Origin of the sequence: Dulcicalothrix desertica PCC 7102, from assembly GCF_003991905.1 — a bacterium.
GTDB lineage: Bacteria > Cyanobacteriota > Cyanobacteriia > Cyanobacteriales > Nostocaceae > Dulcicalothrix > Dulcicalothrix desertica.
The window spans coordinates 50972-68008 of sequence record NZ_RSCL01000024.1 but is presented as its reverse complement, the minus strand read 5'-3'; the positions used below and the strand labels follow the sequence as shown (position 1 = coordinate 68008).

The following is a 17037-nucleotide window of genomic DNA, read 5'->3' as shown; positions in this document are numbered from 1 at the left end:
AGCTTACTTTTGTGTTGATGCAGCTTGTAAGGCGCCGTTAGTAGAAGCCGCAGCGTGTACATACTTACGTACAACAGTCATAACTTTATCTGCTGCCACTGGTTTGCTAATAAAGTCGGTTGAACCAACGACCTTTGCCCGTACTCTGTCTAAAAGACCATCGCTACCAGTTAGAATGATTATAGGTGTGTGAGCAAAAACCGAGACTCTACGTAATTGCGCGCAAATTTCATAACCGCTAGCTACAGGCATAACTAAATCTAAAAAGATTAAGTCAGGCTTATGTTCAATTAAAATTGGTAAAGCTTGTAAAGGGTCTTGAATTTTAACAAATCTAAACCCGTTGGGCATAAGAATCTGTTCCAGCATTTGACATACTTGAGGACTATCGTCAACACAAGCAATCAAGGGGCTAGAAGATGCTGCTTTTGCTGCTGTTGAGTTTGGTTTTGCTTCACTAATTTTCAGTGGTAAGTCAGGTACTTCTATAAGCTCGACAATTCCCTTGAGTATGTAAGGAAGTAATGAGCGAGTCACAGGCATTAAAGTTTGTTTCATTTTGAACGATAAATCCCGGAGGGTATATTTACCGTTCATAAACGTTACAAAATTCTTGTAAACCGCTGGGCTAACAGAAGATTCAAGTTGCTCAGGTCTTCGTAAAATAGGAGCATGGTCTGGGTAAAAATTAGCCAAACCAGCATCCGACCAAGTTTTCCACGAGTCTTGCATGAACTTTAACGACATGTCTGCACTTGTGAAACTCATTGGTGTTTCCAAGATGACATCCTGGTTACGATCGCTGCTGATAGGTGTGAAGTTAGCTTGTTGTGCTAGGTCAAACAACAATTCCGCAATTGTACTTTCGACTATGGAGTTGATTTGTTCGCGTTTAATTTTTTGCTTTTCGTGCAAAATTTCTAAAAGGCGATAATCCCAATAGTCTATTTGAGTATCTTCCGCACGTAATTGTATTTTATCGATTTCCACCTCCGGACAATACTGTGCCATATGGCGGCGCCAGCGTCGAAACGGATGTATTCCTCCTGTAGCCCAGACAATTCTGCCTAGACGATAGTAGAAAGTCCATCGATGCCCCTTAGCAGTTTTGATGTCTAACTTGCCGCTATACTGCAATAAAGTACAAGTTTTAAATTCATCAAGTAAGTTACTCGACACCATCATTTCTGGATGGATCATCTTTTATTTCCTTCCGATTCAATCAGTCAACCCTTCCAATCTTAATGTGAAGCTATCTTAAGACAGCTACGATAAAAAAATTAGATACACCTATTACTTATACCCTATGGTAACGTTTTGTTACGTCAATCAAATCAGTGTAAATCCTGATTTTAATTTTAAAGATATCTTGTAGAAACCCGGTTTATGTAAGCTAACTTGCTGCTTTACTTTGTAAGAACCCAACTAAGTTATGCAAAAAAGATTTACTTACCGCCGCTTTAGGGGAAGAATCTAAGGCTGGTTCTAATAACTTATTTGTTCCTGATAGAGAATGAGAATTATTATTGCTTAACTGTGAACTAACTTTTGTAGTTAAAGGTGTTGGTTGTGTTTGAGGAATTCTTTTTTGACCAAAAGCATTTGTAGAATTTAAATCGGCAAAAGGAGAAGTTTCTTCTTTGTGAGGCGCCGTAGTAATTAAACATTCTTCAACCAAATTTGTAACAATCAGCCTAAAAGCTATTTGAACTACTTTCTCGTTTGATAGTTCAATTGTACGGGCAATATCTCGTAACGACATTTTGCCAGTTGCATACTCTAAAACTTGAGATTCTGAGTACTCTAATCTAACTTCTGATTTTGCGAATATTTTTTTTGTAAGACCTGAAGTTAAATCTGGTAATTTGTTTTGCAAAGCGCTCCAATCTCGCAGCATCCGCAATCCTATAATAGTTGCTTCGGTTGCTGGTATACTAATACCCGTCATTTCCGCATATGGTAATGAGGTTTGAGGTGTTAATTCAAACTGACCATCACGAAGTTGAAACAATGGACAAACTTGTGATGTTATTTGTGCGCGAAACAATAAGGTAAGTTGTTCTGCTTGTAGTAAACCTTGAGATTTCAGGCACAAACCCATAGCCATAGTGCTAGGGGACATTTGAAATACTTTAGATGCTTTGTCTTGTGACATCCAGCCTCGCTGAGTAATCAAGGTAAGTAAACCCTGATTTTCGTTTGTTTCAGCAGCTGCAACAATACGTCCTTGCTGTAGCCAAATATAAGAAGTTTTATCTGTGACTGTTTTATCAGCATTGAGAGTACGAATTGTGAGTAGTCCAGATTTATAACCTTCTTGTATAAATTGAAAAAGTTCTGGTAAAGAAAATTTTGATAAGTAACCGACAAATGCCATATCTATCCTTTGGTGATTTAATACTCTACGCTCCAAGAGTGAATACACTGTCTCGTTTCATAGCTTGCTGTGGCGTTAGAAAAGCTATGCTGAAACTTTATCATTAACAGAGAATTCCATATAGTGTTGTACTAAAGTAATTAATGCTTGGGCAACAGAAGAAGCATGATTAGGATTTAGGAAAACAATAGGAGGACGAGTTGCGTCGTCAACATAACCAAGAGCAATAGCAATATTTTCAAGAGACCAGGCGCCGGGACAATCGGTATGAGTCAAACCAACAATCATAGGTATTTGTGCAAGTTGGTTCATATGCGTAGCAACACGACGCGCATATCTAAATTCATTAGGACGATTTGCGCTCACAAGCAAAATATAAGCATGTGCCTTGCGAATTAACATATCCCAAATAAAGTCAAATCGTTCTTGACCAGGTGTTCCATAGATATGTAACACCATATCTGAACCGAATGTTAGGCGCCCAAAATCGAATGCGACTGTTGTTTTGTTTTTGAGTTCAGCAGTAGAATCTGTAGCAGTACGGTCAGTATCAACGACATCAATTTCACTAATCGACCGAATAAGAGTAGATTTACCTGAGCCAACAGGACCAGTTACAACCAAACGCATTATTTCCATAGTAATTAGGTGGGTAGATGAGTAAATAACAAAAAAGAGTAATGAGTGCTGAGTTCTGAGTTCTGAGTGCTGAGTACAAATTCACTACTCAGCACTCAGCACTCAGCACTTTTTACTACATAAGTACTAATTTGAGTTCTGAAACTAAACGCTTAATTTCGAGCATCAGCATCCCTTGCTTGGCTGATTCAGTTGCTAAAACCAGAAGCACTGCATCTTCTCCACAGCTCGTTAAAATTCCAAAACCTTTATTACCTTCTACATAAATACGGTCAACAGTACCTCTTGCAAGCTCACTACCAATTCGTTCACCGAGTGATAGCATTGACGCAGACATCGCCGATACCCGTTCGTCGTCCATTCCACTAGGTAAAACAGAAGCTAGCGATAAACCATCTGGAGATACGAGCGTTGCACCCTGAATGTCACTTGTACCGCTTACAAAGTTTTGTAAGATACTTTCAATTTTTTTTACATTGATAGGCATTTATAGATGTCCTTATTAATTTAAATGTATGAATTTTTTATATATCCCCATTCATGTCACACGCACGACTTACCCTAAAACTGTGAATTCAAATACATCATGACTTCTACCTTGAAGTACTGATTCAATGTGCTTACCTTGGAAACGCTTACCTAACACAGCTTCCAATGCTCCCCAAACGGCGCCTAATGTAAAAGTGCATCTGCGTGATGAACCAATTGCTTCACCAGATGAACATAAAGTCTCTGATGTATAAGCTTTGATAGTATCGCCCTCAGAGACAATTTTTTCGACAATGCAAAGTCTAGTACCGTCTTTACCTAACGCATATGCAAGTTTTGAAGCGAGTACATCTAACGGTAACCCCTTACCTACTAGTTCCAAGTCGGCTGCTAACTGTTTACCACGCGCACGACCTGCGGTAGTTAATGCGATTGCTGTTGCTTTCTCTCCCAATGCTTCTTCCATGCCACTAATTGCTGCTTTGAAACAAATGACACTAAAGAAATCTCCTAATTCTTGGCGTTGCATAATCCCTAATAGTAATTTTACCCTGAACGTGTAATTCTGATTATGCTCGCGTGTAGTTATAACGCCAACAGAGTTTCTACGTATTATATGTAATTTATTTTGCGCTAAAAATAATTTAAATCCGTGTATCTTCTATATTTACAAAACTTAATGTATTATTGTAATTATAAGTTACATTTATTTAACAACCACCAAATAAAAAATTTAGAATATTTTCTTGTGTAACTCTTGTGGAATGGGCATCCTTGCCCGTTCCAATATTCAGTTAGATATCTAAAGACGGGTAAAAACACCCGCTCCACAAAATAGTTAATTTAATTTTTAAAAATTCCTTGCAGTTTGAAAATAAACTAAAACTCCATTACTTACCCAAATGGCGCCCCACAGAACAAACAGCGCTAAACTAAGTGTAACCACTGCTATCCAAGCACCAAAGCTTAAAATAACGCAACAAATTACGTATAATCCAGTACTTAGTGTAATTATAAAAATAATAATAGCTGAACATCTGCATATAGCTGAAAAGCTAGATAATATTACCTGCATCTCCTTTGCTATAGTTAAAACATAAACTTTCAACATATAAACGTTGAGTGTATAAATTATCATTCCGAGCGTGGCGTAAACGGAGTTTTCCCATAGGGTAGAATCTATATTTATGCTGTATACTTTGAATGCTTCACGTACTTGAAATCTCAAAGTGATAAAATAATAAAGGCAATAATTTATTGATTAACATGCCTTATAACAAATTTACTCTAAAAAATCTTATTAGTGAATTTAATTTAACCTTAGTAGAAAATGTTCGATTATTTCCTAATATACAACCAGTAAATCCAAGTGATTTACTACAAGCATTATTAGAATATAACGTCCCTTTGGCAACAGCTATTGACACAGAAAAAGCACGTGGAGAATTAATCATTTTCCCAATTTTATTAGAACTAAAACGTAACATAAATTCTCAAATATCTGTTTTTTCTGGAAAGGAATTTTCAGTTGAGCCAGAACGTGGCTTAAATGGCAATCCTGATTTTTTAATTAGTAAAAGCAGTGAACAATTTTTTATTGCCGCTCCAGTAATGACTTTAGTCGAAGCAAAAAACCAGGACATTAACAGTGGTTTAGGGCAGTGCGGCGCCGAAATGGTTGCAGCACAAATATATAACGCAACAAATAATCAATCGATAAACAGTATTTACGGTTGTGTTACTACTGGCAGTTTATGGAGGTTTATGCGACTAGAAAATCAAACTTTATACATAGATAAAGTAGAAATTTCGCTCGAACCAGTAGAACGATTACTTGGTATTTTATCGGAGATTGTGCAAAACAGTTAGATGATTTGGAAAATAGTGTGGTGTTTATGTTGGGTTGCGCGCTTCGCGTAACCCAACCTACAAATATCTTATCCGTTACATCCGTTCATCAGGAGTTGCAATTTTCTATCGCTGCTCTAAGATTACCTTGATGTTTTGATAATAGTTGTTCTGCAGCTTGTTTATCTAAGTTAGTTGAATGCATTAATAGCGCTAATTTTACCCATTTGCCGCTATTTTCAAGGAGTGAGTTTGCAGCGTCGCGACCTAAACCTGTAAGGTCTTGAAGTATGCGTAATGCACGGTCACGCAGTTTGTTGTTTGTGACTGCGACATCGACCATGCGGTTGCCGTAAACTTTACCTAAACGTACCATTGTACCTGTTGACAGGATGTTTAAGGCTAGTTTTGTGACTGTGCCTGCTTTTAAACGAGTTGACCCTGCTAGTATTTCGGGCCCAGTTAATAAGCGAATATCGATGTCAACGTCTGCTTTTACTTGTTCTGCTGGTACACAGGCTATAAATATTGTTGTGGCGCCGCGCGTTTTTGCTGCTTTCAATGCTCCGTGAACATACGGTGTTGTGCCACCTGCGGTGATACCAACTACTGCGTCGTTTTTACTTACATTACGTTCGACCATTGCAGCTTCTCCATCTTCTGCACGGTCTTCTAAATCTTCGGAACTACGAACTAAGGCATCATTCCCACCTGCTATTATCCCTTGTACGAGTTCAGGAGGTGTACAAAAAGTTGGTGGACATTCTGCTGCGTCTAATACTCCTAACCTTCCTGAAGTTCCTGCACCAATGTAAAATAGGCGCCCACCTAAACTTAAACCTGCTGCAATACAGTCAATTGCTTCTGCTAGTTCGTGTTTGGCTGCTGCAACTGCGTCAATTGCGCGTTGGTCTTCTACATTAAATAACTCTACTAACTCAAGCGAACTTAGCTGGTCTAAGTTTAAGCTGTTGGGGTTGACTTGCTCCGTCAAAAGATGCCCACGTTCTTGTAAAAAATTTGTCATGTATTTATCACTAATAGTTTGGTATGGGTCGGGAAGTGAGAAATACACACTTCCCTTTTACATTCAAATCAATCCTTCCAGTCGGCGCCTAATGCTATCTAGTTCGCTATCGGCAATATCAGTTGCATTAGATTGTTGTTGATTGGAAGCATCAGTATTTTTACTTGAGTTATCTGCATTGGGGTCCCAGTCGGTTTCTTCCACATTTAGCTCAGGAGGAATTGCTAAAGCGCCATTTAAAGGCACAATTTCATAGTCGTAATCCATCTCAGAGCAAAATCCTTCCACTTCTTGAGAATCAATAGGCTCAACGGTGGGTACAGGAAAATCCTGAGCCTCAAGCAGCATCGCAAAACGTTCGGCATCGTCGCTTGACTCAAACATTAGCACCTTGTTACGGTCGCCAACTCGAATCGTGTGGATACCTTCGTCATCAGTCCGAGCATTAAAAAGTAACACGAAGACACGCATTTTCTGTAGTCACCAGTCCTTTCTAAATTCACCTCATCAATATTAAAGTTTAAAGAGCCTAAACGCTTATAGCTCTGTGAAACAATTACCACTTTTTTTGTATTTTTCCCGACGATAATATTTTATGGCGCATACTGGATGTAGATAGAAACCAGGTTTCTACGCAAAATCCTTGTTGTTATTACAATATATCAATGAAGAAACCTGGTTTCTTAAGGTTCGGTACTGAAGGTTCACTCAATTACAGCACAATCTTACACTACCAAACTGAAACTGGACTTTATGCTAACCTGTAGGTCGTAATAAATCTTTATTTAATTTTACAGACAAGTAATGTAAGTTCTCCCAAAATCCCAAATAGGTCTGTATTCTGGTAGATGGCATTATTCTCTCATAACATGGGTATAGCAGGCTCTTGAGCATGTTTTTTTTGATGCAGTTTGTGTTCCGGCAGTAAAAAGGCGATTAAATAGTAAACTCATATGACTAATCCCAATCGCGATTGCAAATCTAAGCCTGTAAAAGCTCAACGGTTCTGGTTCATTTTGTTAACCCGCAGTGGTATCGCTGCTGGTATTTCGCTGCTTGGACTTGCGGGGTTTGGGTCGTGGCGGTTGTGGAAATTTGTTAAGGAAGATTTAACGCCTATAGCTTCACAAAGCGTTACTACCGCACTCAACCGTCCCGTCAAGTTAGGCGCCGTTCAAGGTTTTTCGTTTGGCACAGTTAAATTTGGCGCCTCCAGAATTCCTGCTACACCCAATGACCCGGACAACGGAACTGTTGAATCTGTCGATGTTACTTTTGACCTGCTACAACTGCTTTTAACGCGGCGCCTTAAATTTGATGTAACCCTTGTTAATCCTATTCTCTATATTGAACAAGACGACCAAGGACGTTGGATAACTACAAAAATTCAGCCTCCTGGTAAAAACGCCCCCTTTAAGACTGACCTTGATAAAATACGCTTTCGTAACGGTAATTTAGTACTGGCGCCATCACATACAAAAAAGCAACTCTCATTAGCTGACCTTAACGGTGTTGCCGACTTATTAGAAAATAACCAACTCGTTAAATATGAAGTAGGTGGTAAAGCTGTTAATGGGGGTAGTATATTCGTTCGTGGCGAAACACGTCCTCGAACAATACAACATAAATTAAACCTACAGGTCGAAGATTTACTGGCAGAAGATGTTACAACTTTGGTTAAGCTGCCAATAGATTTACAGTCAGGAAAAGTAAAAAAAGCTGACTTAGATATTGAAGCACAACCACAACAGCCCACTTTATTGCATGGCAATGCGACTGTAGAGGGGGTTAAAGCTGCTGTCGCACGCTTGCCACGACCTTTTGTAAATGCGCGTGGGTCACTTAGTTTTGATAAAACAGAAGTCAAGTTAGAAAATGTTATTGCGTCCTACGGAAAAGTACCGCTGTTGGCAAATGGAACTATTGACAGAAAAACTGGTTATAATTTAGGCGCCCGTATAAACGAAGTCAGTGCTGCCAATGTTCAAGAAACTCTAAAATTAAAACTACCTGTTCCTGTTGTTGCTTCGTTGAATGCAGATTTACTGGTGACAGGAGAAATTGATAGTCCAGTACTTTCTGGTCAAGGCAATACAACCAAAACCGCCAAAATAGATAAAGTTGACTTTGATAACGTCGGCGCCAAGTTTGAATTTTTACCGCGTTTACAACAAATCACTTTTAAGGATATTCAAGGTAAAGCTACTCTCGGTGGTGTTTTGACGGGTACAGGTGTAGTAACAATCGGTCAAAACCCCCAAGTCAATTTTAACGTTACTGCTAAAAATGTACCCGGAGATGCAATTGCTCAGATATATAATATTAATCCTGACTTTCAAATTGGTGCTGTTGCCGCGACTGCACAACTAAGCGGGGCGCCTGGTAATGTTCAAACAGTAGTACAATGGCAGTCTCCTAATGGTACATATCCGGGTACTGGAGAAACTACAGTTTATTCCGACCGTTCCTTTACATTTCGTAATGTTAATTTAAATGTCGCAGGTGGTAAAGTTCAAGCTGCGGGAAGGTGGGCAAATCAGCAGTGGCAAGTTACCGCTGATACTTCGGGTATCCCTGTTGAACGCTTTGTAAATAAGGAACAGTTAGAGAACGTTAATATAGAAGGTGTAAAATTTAACGGTAGGTTATTAGCTTCAGGCTCAACGGCGCCGTTTAAAATTGCCAATGTCCAATCAGAAAATGCTGGTATTGAACTCGGTGGTGGAAGAGTTGCGATTAAAAACGTTAAGTTTGATGACCAAAACTTTGCCGCTCAGTTTGTCGCCAATAACGTTAGATTATCGCGCGTTCTCAAACAATCGGCGCCTGTTTTACAAAATCCTTTAGCTGGTACGTTTCAAATCGCTGGTAATCGCGATAATATTACCCTGAAAACAATTCAAGGTACAGGCAATGCGGTTTTGAACGTTGGAGGAGGTACGGTAGGTGTTAATAATATTCAACTAGCTGATGGCGCCTATCAAGCACAACTGCAAATTAATGACTCTAATGTTCAGGAGTTAGCACAAGTACCAAATATAATTCAGGGAAGAGTTACAGGTAACCTTCAAGTTGCAGGAACCGTTGACTCGTTCCAACTACCTGCTATACAAGCAAAAGGTACCGGACGTTTAAATGTAGACGGTGGTTCTTTCAATGCAAGTAATATTGTACTTGATAAAGGGCGTTATACTGCAAAAGTTGAAGCTAATAATGTCCGTTTGCAGCGTTATGCAAAAGTACCAACTTTAGTTGAGTCTGGTTTAGATGGTTTATTTGACGTTGCGGGTACGGTTGACTCTTTCAAACTAGAGGATATTCAACTTAGTGGTACAGGAAAAGTTAAATACGCAGGTGGTGACGTAACTGCGTCGAATATTCGACTAGATAAAGGTCGCTATCAAGCTGCTGTCAATGCATCTGCTGTACAACTAAAGCGTATTAACCCACAGCTAGAGGGACTACTTGTTGGTAATTTACAAGTTGCGGGTGCAGTTAATAATATCAGTCTTGCGAATATAGCAGCAGTTGGTAAAGTTGGGCTTTCTCAAGGGTTAGCAGGTATTGAGCAACCTTTGGCAGCAGATATTGGTTGGAATGGTACAAAGCTGACTGTTCAACGTGCGACCTCACGAGATGTGACGGCAACTGGGTATGTTATGGTTAATGCCAAAAATCCAAATACCCCAGAAATTACTGATTTAAATTTGGATGTCATCGCTAAAAATTATAACCTTTTAAATTTACCAGCGAAGTTACCAAATGCAATTGCGTTAGCTGGTTTAGCTGATTTTAATGGTAAAATTACCGGGCGCCTGCCTGCACCAAATTTAAACGGGCAAGTAGCATTGCGTGATTTGAATGTAAATAAATTTGCTTTTGATACTTTAACGGGTAGTTTAGTAAGCGAGCGTGGCAGCGGTTTAAAATTAGACGTAGTTGGAACACAAGACCGCATTGCTTTAAATTTAGATGCTAATAACCGTCCTAAAGAATTTAATATACGTTGGAAACAAGCGACAGCAGCAGGAATTGCTAGGGGTGATAATTTAGATGTCAAAGTTAATAATTTTCCACTTTTAGCTTTAAATATTTCTCCCCCTGCAAATGGATTAATTGGTAAAGGTAGTGTTACTGGGACATTGAATGGAGATTTTCTAGTTAATCCAAACACTTTAACAGGAAATGGAAGTATCGCAGTTGCTAATCCTCAAGTTGGAACTATTAGAGGTAATAGTTTAAGTGCAAATTTTGCTTATAATAACGGCGCCTTAACGCTTGAAAATAGTATCTTTAAGAAAAATAATAGTACTTATAGCTTTGCTGGTACTGTGGTACCGAGTACTCCAATTCCAAAAATTCAAGGTAAAGTGGCAGTTGCTCAAGGTAACATTCAAGACGTTTTAACAACATTACAAATCTTTGAAGTGCAAGATTTCCAACGTGGTTTAACAGAACCATCATATGGCAATGCAGCAAATCTGAGTGGTACAAGTGCTGTGGGAGTGCAAAACCAACCAGCACTTACTCAAATAAAACGTTTCTCCGAAATTCAAGGATTACTCGATAAACAACAATCTGATAAACGTGCATCTTCACCTTTGCCCGAATTAGCAGATTTAGTAGGAACTTTCAATGGCGAAGTTACATTAGATACTGCTTCTAGTAATGGCATAAAGGCAGACTTTAAAATTAATGGTCACGACTTTGCTTGGGGGCGCCCGGATGACGAAGACCGTTATTTTGGCGCCCAGCAAATAATTGCTCAAGGCAGTTTTGATGATGGAATATTACGACTGCAACCGCTGCGAGTCGAGTCAAAAAATCGTCTCCTCGCTTTTGTGGGTAGTATTGGCGGTAAAGAACAATCAGGACAATTGCAGGTAACAAATTTTCCTGTAAAATTTCTGAATAACTTCGTTAAGCTGCCTGTAGGGTTAACAGGAAATCTGAGCGGACGAGCAGCCATTGCTGGTAATATTTTTAACCCACAAGCTAAAGGAGATTTTTCAGTTAGCGAAGGCGCCTTAAATTCTAAAGGCGTTCAGTCAGCAAATGCAAGTTTTAGCTATAGTAACGGACGTTTAAATTTTAATAGCGAAGTTAATGTAGACAACGCAGACCCTGTTACTATTAGAGGTGGCATTCCCTACCAATTTCCAACTGCAGTTCTCCCACCAGAAAATAATAAAATTGACCTTGATGTCAAAGTTAAAAATAAAGGGTTAGCGGTGATAAACTTGTTAACCAACCAAGTCAAATATGAAGATGGGCAAGGAGAAGTTAATTTAAAAGTACAAGGTGATGGTAAGGAGCTTATTCTAAATGGAAATGCAAACCTTAATAAAGCTACATTTAGCTCACCAACAATACCTGGTAATATTACTGATGTAGCAGGTCAAATAAAATTTGATTTCGACCGTATCATCGTTGATAATTTACAAGGAACATTTAGCCGAGGTAGCGTTAAAGCAATTGGTGAAATTCCGATATCTGACACAACACTTCAAATCAGTAATCCTTTAACACTTACCCTTGATCGTATCGCGTTAAATTTAAAAAGCTTATATCAAGGTAACGTTAGTGGAGGTTTACAGCTAACTGGCTCTGCTCTCAACCCATTAATTGGTGGTAATATCGAACTTAAAAACGGTAAAGTGCTACTTGCTGAGTCAACGAACCTAAACCCGCAGCAAAACGATACATTAGAAGAATTAACCACACTGCTCAAATCTCAAACACCTGAGCCAGCAGAAACTTCGGAAACCGTTACACGTTTTAATAACTTACAAATCAAACTTGGTAACAACGTTAGAATTACACGGGCGCCTATTCTTGATTTTATCGCAACTGGCGACCTTAACGTCACAGGCACAATCAACGATCCAGTGCCACAAGGAGTTATTAAACTCAAGGATGGAGGAGTTAATTTATTTACCACTCGCTTTAATTTAGCACGTGGATATGAGCATACAGCAACTTTTAAAACAACCCAACCGCGTGACCCCGAACTAGATATTCAACTATTTGCAAAAGTACTCGATGTCGTTCAAAGTAGCGATTTTAGCCGTAACATTACTGGACTAGCTGCATTAGAAAGCATCCGTGTAGAAGCTAAAATTCAAGGACTTGCAAGTCAGCTAAACGAAAATCTTGAGCTTACTAGTTCACCAACACGTGGTCAAAACGAACTTGTCGCATTGCTTGGAGGTGGGTTTGTAGAAACTCAAGGTCGAGGTAGCGATAGTACATTAGGATTAATTAATATTGCAGGTTCTGCTGTACTTAATAACTTTCAAAGTGCGTTTAGCGAAATTGGTACAGCATTTGGTTTGAGTGAGTTTCGCTTATTCCCAACTATTATTACCCAAGACCCAGAAGCTGGTAAAAACTACACAAGCTTAGAACTTGCCGCAGAAGCAGGTGTAGACATTTCGCCAAAAGTTTCAGCATCCGCACTCAAAATATTAACAACTAATGACCCAGTTCAATGGGGTTTAAACTACCGTATCAACAGAGAAATCCGCTTCCGCACCTCCACAAATTTATTCAACGACAACCGCGCAGTATTAGAATTTGAACGTAGATTCTAAAAATAAAACTTTAACTAACTGTGCTGTGTATAAATGACCTCTTAAAGCTGGAATTATTTCAACACCTACCTCAACATCGTCTTGACTGGGTGTGTGAGCGCGCATCTCTTTTGGAACTAGAAGCAGGCGAAATTTTAGTTAGCGAAGGAGATGTCGGACGAGGGTTTTGTATATTATCAAGTGGTGTTATAAGCATAACTCGCCGCAGCGAGGGAGTAGAAATGCCTATAGGACAACACGAGGCGCCACAGTTTTTCGGAGAAGTCCAAGTACTTACCGATGAAGTTGTACCTGTAACACTGCGCGCTTTAACTCCATGTCGTTTACATTTACTCTCACCAGAAGATTTTTTAGAATTACTCCATGAATGTCGTGATTTTGAGCGCACTGTTTTTCGAGTTGTGCAACGGCGCCTCGAAGGGTTAACATCATTTATTCGTCAGCGTGAAAAAATGGCAGCACTAGGTACATTATCTGCGGGGTTAGCACACGAACTCAACAACCCAGCAGCAGCAGTAGTACGCACACTACAAAATGTGACTCCTGCATTATTAGAGCTACAGCGCATGAATATGGTAGCAGGGCAAAACCAAATAGATGAAGAACATACTCAAGAATGGCTCTCAGCGCGTGATGATGGTTATGATGCAATTCTGAACTCGCGCATTGATATTAATACAATAGCTGAACGTGAAGAAGAACTTCTCGAATGGCTCGAAGACTACGGAGTTGAGCAACCGTGGAAACTTGCCGAACCACTAGCAGCAAGTGGAGTTGAAATTAGTACACTAAATAAATTAATCTCTAGATGGCGCCAGCACCCAAGCGAACTTCGAGATATGGGAATACGTTGGTTAGCGCTATCATTCGATGTAATGTCAATGATTAATAGTGGCATCAAAGGCGCCGAGCGTATTTCTGAACTAGTGCAAGTTATGAAATCATACTCCCATATGGACGAAGGCGCCGTCCAACTAGTAAATATACACGAAGGATTAGAAGACACCCTGCGGTTATATGCCCATAAACTAAAACATGGCATTCAAATTCGCCGTAACTATAACTGTGAAGTTCCAAAAATCATGGCTTACGGCAGCGAACTCAACCAAGTATGGACAAATTTAATTGAAAATGCCATAGATGCAATTACTGACAAAGGTGTAATAGAAATCACAACAAAATGCACTAATGAAAAAATTAAAATCGAAATAAGCGACTCAGGTACAGGCATCCCCCAAGAAATACAATCACGTATATTCGAGCCATTTTTTACCACAAAATCTATAGGTAAAGGTTCTGGTTTAGGATTAGAAATGATAAGACGTGTTATCGAAAACCGTCATCGTGGTAGCATCACCTTTACCTCAAAACCTGGAGAAACACGTTTTATCGTTTGTTTACCCATCTAGAAACCCGGTTTCTTCATTAGTATATAGTAATACAAACAAAATTTTACATAAAAACCCGGTTTCTGTTAATTCTACGTAGCAAAGTGGGAATAATAGGCAAACAACAGACAAACAATAGTTTATTCAGGGATATCAGGGACGATGATACTATCTAGTTACCAAATTGGGGAGCAAATCTACGCAGGTACTAGAACCCTCGTTTATCGTGGGGTGAGACAACAAGACCAAAAGCCTGTTGTTATCAAGCTACTACGGCGTGATTATCCTTCTGTTAGCGAATTAGTGCAATTTCGCAACCAATATACCATCACCAAAAATCTTGATAATGAAGGCATTGTTAGAACTTACAGCTTAGAGAATTACCAAAATAGCTATGCATTGGTAATGGAAGACTTTGGTGGTATTTCTCTTAAAGAGTATACGAGCGCAACACCTATAAGCTTGGCTGATTTTTTCCCCATTGCTTTACAAATCGTTACTATACTAAATGATTTATATCACCATAGAATTATTCACAAGGATATTAAACCTGCCAATATCCTAATAAATCCAACTAGAAAACAAGTAAAGCTAATTGACTTTAGCATAGCTTCTTTACTTTCAAGAGAAACACAAACTCCTAGTTGTCCTAACGTTTTAGAAGGAACCCTTGCATATATATCTCCCGAACAAACGGGAAGAATGAATAGGTTAGTAGATTGGCGTAGTGATTTTTACTCATTAGGCGCCAGTTTCTACGAGCTATTAACTGGGCAATTGCCGTTTGTAACTAATGACCTAATGGAGTTAGTTTATTGTCATTTAGCAAAGCAGCCTCCACAAGCTACTACAATTAATACAGAGATTCCTATTGTTATCTCTAACATTGTAGCCAAACTGATGGCGAAAAATGCAGAAGACCGCTATCAAAGCGCTTTGGGGTTAAAGCATGATTTAGAGCAAGCGTATTCAATATATAAAGAGACGGGAGAATTTACAAATTTTGAGTTAGGAAAGCGAGATATTCCTGACCGCTTTACCATTCCAGAAAAACTGTATGGTCGTGAATCTGAAATAAAAACGTTACTAACTGCCTTTGACCGTATAGCAAAACCATTTACTGAAGTCAATCGGTCGGAAATGATATTAGTAGCGGGTTATTCTGGAGTTGGAAAAACGGCTATAATTAATGTAATTCACAGACCAATTGTCCAGAAAAAAGGTTATTTTATTAAAGGGAAATATGACCAGTTCCAACGCAATATTCCTCTTTCTGGATTTGTACAAGCATTTCGTGATTTAATGCAGCAAATATTGAGTGAAAAAGATGCTCAATTGCACTCATGGAAAAACAAAATTTTGGCAGAGCTAGGTGAGCAGAGCCAAGTAATTATAGAGGTAATTCCAGAACTTGAAGAAATTGTTGGTAAACAACCTCCTGTTACAGAGCTTTTTGGAAGTGCAGCAGCAAATCGTTTTAATTTACTATTCCAAAAGTTTTTGCAAGTATTTACATCAAAAGAACACCCGTTAGTAATTTTTATTGATGACTTACAGTGGGCTGACTCTGCATCGTTAAAATTAATCGAATTAGTGATGCAAAGTAATACACAGTATTTATTATTGATTGGCGCCTATCGAGATAATGAAGTGGCGCCTGCACATCCATTGATGTTAACACTTGATAAAATAGAGAAAGATAAAGGTTTTATCAATACAATTGAACTGAAGCCGCTTTCGTTAACTGATTTAAATTGCTTAGTTGCAGATGCTTTAAATTGCTCGTCAGATGCAGCAATTTCACTGTTGGATATGGAGTTGCAAGTGCAACTTATCCTACCAATAGACAACCAGCTTCAGCGCTAGCAAAAATATTAGCTGATGGACGAGTACTAATACAAATTGCTGCAACTGATATTGGTACAGGTACGTACACAATATTAACGCAAGTCGCAGCAGAAGCACTTAATGTGGCGCCTTCAAAAGTGCAAGTGCAAATTGGAGACACACAGTTCCCAAAATCTCCCGGTTCAGGAGGTTCTTGGGGAGCAGCAAGTTATGGCAGTGCAGTACATGAAGCTTGTATGGCAGTTCGTTCTAAACTGAATGCATCACCAGGAGAAACTTATGAACAAGCTTTAGCAAGAAGAAATTTAAAAGAAATATCAGCACAAGTAGAATCAAAGCCAGATGGTGCAACCAAGAAATATTCTATGCACGCATTCGGCGCCCAATTTGCAGAAGTTAGAGTAGACCCAGATTTAGGGATGGTAAAAGTCACGCGCTTTTTAGGTGTTTTTGGTGCAGGCAGAATTTTAAATCATAAAACAGCTAAGTCACAAATGATAGGTGGTATAGTTTGGGGTATTAGTCAAGCACTGCATGAAGAAACCCATCTTGACGAACGCTATGGAAATTTTGTTAATAACAATTTAGGTGAATACCACGTTCCCGTTAATGCCGATATTCCCAATATTGATGTCATGTTTCTTGATGAAAAATACCCTTATGTAAACCCACTGGGAGTTAAAGGAGTTGGTGAAATTGGTATTGTAGGTGCAGGTGCCGCAGTTGCAAACGCAATTTATCATGCAACTGGTAAGCGTATTCGCGATTTACCAATTACACCTGATAAATTATTATAAAGCTTCTAAAAGGCGGGCAAGGATGCCCGCT

At 39.1% G+C, this 17037-nt stretch carries 11 protein-coding genes and 1 pseudogene; 5 read left to right on the top strand and 7 right to left on the bottom strand.

Annotated features, from left to right (window positions below):
* Window positions 1–3: 3 nt before the first annotated feature.
* The 5 genes from DSM106972_RS38190 to DSM106972_RS38170 form a co-directional block, all read right to left on the bottom strand.
* Window positions 4–1200, bottom strand: coding sequence for a response regulator (locus DSM106972_RS38190; RefSeq protein WP_127085581.1), 1197 nt, complete (start codon window positions 1198–1200; stop codon window positions 4–6).
* A 193-nt stretch (window positions 1201–1393) separates the two neighbouring features.
* Complete coding sequence (locus tag DSM106972_RS38185) at window positions 1394–2377, bottom strand: DUF4388 domain-containing protein (protein WP_127085580.1); 984 nt, start codon at window positions 2375–2377, stop codon at window positions 1394–1396.
* 84 nt (window positions 2378–2461) lie between these two features.
* Window positions 2462–3016 (bottom strand): GTP-binding protein, encoded by a 555-nt coding sequence (locus DSM106972_RS38180; protein WP_127085579.1) that lies wholly within the window; start codon window positions 3014–3016, stop codon window positions 2462–2464.
* A 115-nt stretch (window positions 3017–3131) separates the two neighbouring features.
* On the bottom strand, window positions 3132–3503 hold the full coding sequence (locus DSM106972_RS38175; protein WP_127085578.1) for a roadblock/LC7 domain-containing protein: 372 nt from the start codon (window positions 3501–3503) through the stop codon (window positions 3132–3134).
* Between the two features lie 69 nt (window positions 3504–3572).
* Window positions 3573–4034 (bottom strand): hydrocarbon-binding protein, encoded by a 462-nt coding sequence (locus tag DSM106972_RS38170; RefSeq protein WP_127085577.1) that lies wholly within the window; start codon window positions 4032–4034, stop codon window positions 3573–3575.
* Window positions 4035–4771: 737 nt separating this feature from the next.
* Between DSM106972_RS38170 and DSM106972_RS38165 the strand changes: the two genes are divergently transcribed.
* Window positions 4772–5374, top strand: coding sequence for a hypothetical protein (locus DSM106972_RS38165; protein ID WP_127085576.1), 603 nt, complete (start codon window positions 4772–4774; stop codon window positions 5372–5374).
* Between the two features lie 88 nt (window positions 5375–5462).
* Here DSM106972_RS38165 and murQ read toward each other — a convergent pair whose 3' ends face one another.
* Together murQ and DSM106972_RS38155 are read right to left on the bottom strand one after the other, a co-directional pair.
* Window positions 5463–6380: an N-acetylmuramic acid 6-phosphate etherase gene (gene murQ, locus DSM106972_RS38160; RefSeq protein WP_127085575.1), complete on the bottom strand. Its 918-nt coding sequence runs from the start codon at window positions 6378–6380 to the stop codon at window positions 5463–5465.
* Between the two features lie 63 nt (window positions 6381–6443).
* On the bottom strand, window positions 6444–6851 hold the full coding sequence (locus DSM106972_RS38155; RefSeq protein WP_127085574.1) for a DUF3110 domain-containing protein: 408 nt from the start codon (window positions 6849–6851) through the stop codon (window positions 6444–6446).
* A gap of 482 nt (window positions 6852–7333) precedes the next feature.
* Between DSM106972_RS38155 and DSM106972_RS38150 the strand changes: the two genes are divergently transcribed.
* The 4 genes and pseudogenes from DSM106972_RS38150 (at window position 7334) to DSM106972_RS38135 (ending at window position 17006) form a co-directional block, all read left to right on the top strand.
* The gene (locus DSM106972_RS38150) at window positions 7334–12973 is read left to right on the top strand and encodes a translocation/assembly module TamB domain-containing protein (RefSeq protein ID WP_127085573.1); all 5640 of its coding nucleotides are present in this window, start codon (window positions 7334–7336) and stop codon (window positions 12971–12973) included.
* A gap of 20 nt (window positions 12974–12993) precedes the next feature.
* Window positions 12994–14382 (top strand): sensor histidine kinase, encoded by a 1389-nt coding sequence (locus DSM106972_RS38145; RefSeq protein ID WP_127085572.1) that lies wholly within the window; start codon window positions 12994–12996, stop codon window positions 14380–14382.
* Between the two features lie 141 nt (window positions 14383–14523).
* Window positions 14524–16185, top strand: a pseudogene (locus DSM106972_RS38140) (ATP-binding protein); the annotation flags it as partial.
* On the top strand, window positions 16116–17006 hold the full coding sequence (locus DSM106972_RS38135) for a xanthine dehydrogenase family protein molybdopterin-binding subunit (RefSeq protein WP_127085571.1): 891 nt from the start codon (window positions 16116–16118) through the stop codon (window positions 17004–17006). The pseudogene DSM106972_RS38140 and the gene DSM106972_RS38135, both read left to right, overlap by 70 nt.
* Window positions 17007–17037: the final 31 nt, after the last annotated feature.